Consider the following 4,175-nt stretch of genomic DNA (forward strand, 5'->3'; position numbering starts at 1 on the left):
GTTTTCTTGTTTCTATAGTTTAAATTGATTAACCGTTTGGCTTAAATCTTCTGCTAAAGTTGCTAAGTGTTCCGCATTTCCAGAAACTTCTTCCATCGAACTGCTAATTTGTTGTGTCGCAGCTGACGTTTCTTCAATTCCTGCTGCTGACTCTTGGGATACAGCCGCAATTTCTTCAATTGAACTTCCCATAATTTCTGTATTCACAACGATACTCTCTAGATTATCAGAAATAGATTGAATTTCAGTAACCATTCCTGTAACAGAGCGACTAATTTTTGCAAATGTTTGACCCGTTGTTTTAATTTGCGCTGTTCCTTCTTCAACTTCTGCATAGCCCTGCTGTAATGAGTCCGTTACTATTTTTGATTCTGATTGAATCGTGTTAACAAATCCTGTAATGTCTGCAATAGAAACAGCAACTTGTTCTGCTAATTTTCTAACTTCATCCGCAACAACGGCGAAACCTCTACCGTGCTCACCCGCTCTTGCCGCTTCAATAGCTGCATTCAAAGCTAATAGATTGGTTTGATCAGCAACCGTTTGAATAATCGAAACCAAATCAGAAATTTCTTTTGTTTGGTTATCTAATGTACTCATTTTTTTAACTGTATCGCGGACAATCTGATCAACTTTTTGCATTTGTTGAGTCGTTGAATCCATTAATTCCGTTCCTTGGTTAGTCATTTCTAATACTTGCTGAGAAGTCTTATTGATTTGATCCCCACGTTTATTGGTGTCTTGCACTTTTTTAGTAAAGTTACCCATTACAATAGATAGACTGCTTGCCGTGTTTGCTTGTGTTTCAGACCCCGTAGCCAGTTCTTGCATAGTTGTCGCAACTTGTTCTGATCCTGATTTAACTTCAGCGGCTGATTGTGTTAACTCTTCGCTATTAGCCGTCAAGGTTTCAGAGTTTGTAGCTAGTTCTTGAATCATATTTGCTAGGTTTGCTTGCATTAGGTTCATTGATTCTGATAATTGACCTGTTTCGTCTTTAGTTGTTACTGGAAGTGGTGCTAAACTTAGATTCGCATCTGCTATTCCTTTCATTTGTTTCATCACCAAGTTAATTGGTCTTGTAATCATATTTGACGTTAATAGAGCAATGATAATCGATAATACTGTAAGTGTTGTCGTAGTAATAATCCCTATATTTCTGATTGCTTCCCCTTTTTCAATTATCTCACTTGTTAGATCTGATATTGTTTTTTGTTGCTTTATTACTACATCAGATAAAGCATTCGTAATTTCTACTTCTAAAGGTGCAGCTTTTATGGATAATATTTCATCCGCTTTTTTAGAGTCCCCTTCTTCATAAGCTAAGAATGCCTCATCAACCATAATTCTCCATAGCTTTTTTTTGTCTATTATTTTCTTCATTTCAGGAGTATTGCTTATGTCCGCATGGTCTTCTTCCTGTAGGGCGATGATGTAGTCGGTTTGCACGTTGAATTGTTCGCGATACATGTCATCTTTATACAACATATATCCTCTTATTGAACTTGAACGTTTATGTATGTCTACTAACAGCGTTTCGTCATATACAAGTAAATCCAACTCTTTTTCTAATTCATCTTCCAATGATCTATTCATATCATCTAAAGATAAGGTATTAAATATACTTAATAGCATCATAAACAATACTAATACAGCAAAACCTGCTAATATTTTTGTTCTTAATTTTGTTATTCTACCTGTTTTTTGTTCGTTTTTTTTCATTTACTTCCATCCTCTTTTTTAATAAATTTTTGTATTCTTTTTTTCTTGGTTTTATATTTTTTTTATATAAACCAGTTTCTTCTTCCTTTCCATTCCTCACCTTCTCAATCACAACTTGTTTTATATCGGCACTTTCTGCATAAACTTTATAGCAAATACAATTTCACTTCATATGGCTCATTATTTTCTAGTCAAAAAATCAGCCTATTACTAGAACTAACTCATCTCTAGCAATAGACTGACTATTATTTTTATTTTTATAATTTAAATTGATTAACGGTTTGGCTTAAGTCTTCTGCCAAGGCTGCTAAATGTTCCGCATTCCCAGAAACTTCTTCCATCGAACTACTAATTTGTTCTGTTGCAGCTGACGTCTCTTCAATTCCTGCAGCGGACTCTTGGGAAACAGCTGCAATTTCTTCAATCGAACTTCCCATAATTTCTGTATTCACAACAATACTCTCTAAGTTATCAGAGACATATTGAATCTCAGTAACCATACTTGTTACAGAACGACTAATCTTAGTAAATGTCTGGCTAGTCTTTTTAATTTGAGCGGTTCCTTCTTCTACCTCGGTATACCCCTCTTGTAAAGAATCTGTTACTACTTTTGACTCTGTCTGAATGGTCGTAACAAAACCTGTAATATCTGCAATAGAAACCGCTACTTGTTCTGCTAACTTTCTGACTTCGTCTGCAACTACGGCAAATCCTCGCCCATGTTCACCAGCTCTTGCCGCTTCAATAGCCGCATTCAAAGCCAATAAATTAGTTTGGTCAGCAACCGTTTGAATAATCGAAACTAAATCAGAAATTTCTTTTGTTTGATTGTCTAAAGTGCTCATTTTTTCAACCGTATCACGAACAATTCGATCAATTTTCTGCATTTGTTGAGTTGTTGATTCCATTAATGCTGTTCCTTGGTTGGTCATTTCTAATACTTGTTGGGATGTTTTATTAATTTGGTCGCCATGTTTATTGGTATCTTGTACTTTTTTAGTAAAGTTGCCCATTACAATAGATAAACTACTTGCTGTATTCGCCTGTGTTTCAGACCCAGTAGCTAATTCTTGCATGGTTGTCGCAACTTGCTCTGAACCTGACTTCACTTCAACTGCTGATTGCGTTAATTCTTCACTATTAGCCGTTAACATCTCAGAAGCTGTAGCTAGCTCTTGAATCATGCTGGTTAAGTTGCCCTGCATCACATTCATCGATTCTGATAATTGACCTGTTTCATCTTTTGTTCTTACAATTAATGGTTGGATACTTAAATTACCATTTGATATTTCTTTCATTTGCTTCATAACTAAATGAATTGGCTTTGTAATCATATTAGACGTCACTATAGCAATAATAACCGATAAAACAACTAATATTATAGTAGTAATAATACCAATGTTTACGATTATCTGACCTTTTCTAATCGTATCATGTGTTAAATTCAAGATTTTTGCTTCTTGATCTTTCACTAAATCTGTAAATCCTTTTTCTAGATCTTTTTCTAAAACTTCTCCTTGAATGGTCATAATTTCTTTTGCTTTCTCAGCATCTCCAGCATCATACGCTTCAAAAGCTTCATCAGTTAACATACCCCAAGCAATTTTCTTATCAATCAATGCTTTTAATTCTGGTGAATCACTTAATTCTAATGCTCTATTTTCTAATCCAATACTATTTTTTGTTTCGGTATTGAATTGTATACGGTAACTTTCATCTTCATAAAACATATACCCTCTCATTAGACTTGTACGTCTAAATATATCTGTTAACAGACTTTCATCACTAATCAAATTAGCCAATTCATTTTCCATCTCTTCTTCAAGTGTTTTATTGATATCATTTAAAGATAGTGTATTAAATAAACTAAGTAGCATCATAAAAAATAGTGTGACTGCAAATCCTGCTAATATTTTTGTTCTCAATTTTGTCACTCTACCGAACTTTTTTTCATTCTTTTTCATTACTTCATTCCTCTTTTTTATGATTTTTTTATTTCTTCAATAATATGTATCTTTTATTCAACTCACTATTTTTACTATTTATGACCTCTCCTTCTTAGTCATAACTTAATTTATATCGGCATTTTTAATAAAAACTTTATAGCGGATGGTATCTTCTCAAAATTAAAAACAGCCTGTTGAAAGAGGTGTAATTCTCTTCCAACAGGCTATTTTCTTATAGTCTAAATTGATTAACCGTTTGACTTAAGTCTTCTGCCAAAGTTGCTAAGTGTTCCGCATTCCCAGAAACCTCTTCCATTGAACTGCTAATTTGTTGTGTCGCAGCTGATGTTTCTTCAATTCCTGCCGCTGATTCTTGGGACACAGCCGCAATTTCTTCAATCGAACTTCCCATAATTTCTGTGTTTACAACGATACTTTCAAGATTATCAGAAATATGTTGAATTTCACCGACCATTCCTGTAACAGAGTGACTAATTTTAGCGAAAG

2 protein-coding genes and 1 pseudogene are annotated in these 4,175 nt (G+C 34.2%); all 3 read right to left on the minus strand.

Going from position 1 to position 4,175, the window contains the following annotated elements; all coding sequences use genetic code 11:
* Window positions 1-12: 12 nt before the first annotated feature.
* Complete coding sequence (locus tag WBF61_RS00675; protein WP_424253020.1) at window positions 13-1,722, minus strand: methyl-accepting chemotaxis protein; 1,710 nt, start codon at window positions 1,720-1,722, stop codon at window positions 13-15.
* A gap of 257 nt (window positions 1,723-1,979) precedes the next feature.
* A complete protein-coding gene (locus WBF61_RS00680; protein WP_424253022.1) occupies window positions 1,980-3,686 on the minus strand; it encodes a methyl-accepting chemotaxis protein in 1,707 nt (568 codons plus the stop codon).
* Between the two features lie 214 nt (window positions 3,687-3,900).
* Window positions 3,901-4,175, minus strand: a pseudogene (locus WBF61_RS00685) (methyl-accepting chemotaxis protein); the annotation flags it as partial.

This window comes from Carnobacterium sp. (assembly GCF_049673005.1).
In the GTDB taxonomy this organism is placed as follows: Bacteria; Bacillota; Bacilli; order Lactobacillales; family Carnobacteriaceae; genus Carnobacterium_A.

Coding starts and splice junctions, on each gene's coding strand:
- WBF61_RS00675 (WP_424253020.1), bottom strand. CDS start 1,722: ATGAAAAAAAACGAACAAAAAACAGGTAGAATAACAAAATTAAGAACA.
- WBF61_RS00680 (WP_424253022.1), bottom strand. CDS start 3,686: ATGAAAAAGAATGAAAAAAAGTTCGGTAGAGTGACAAAATTGAGAACA.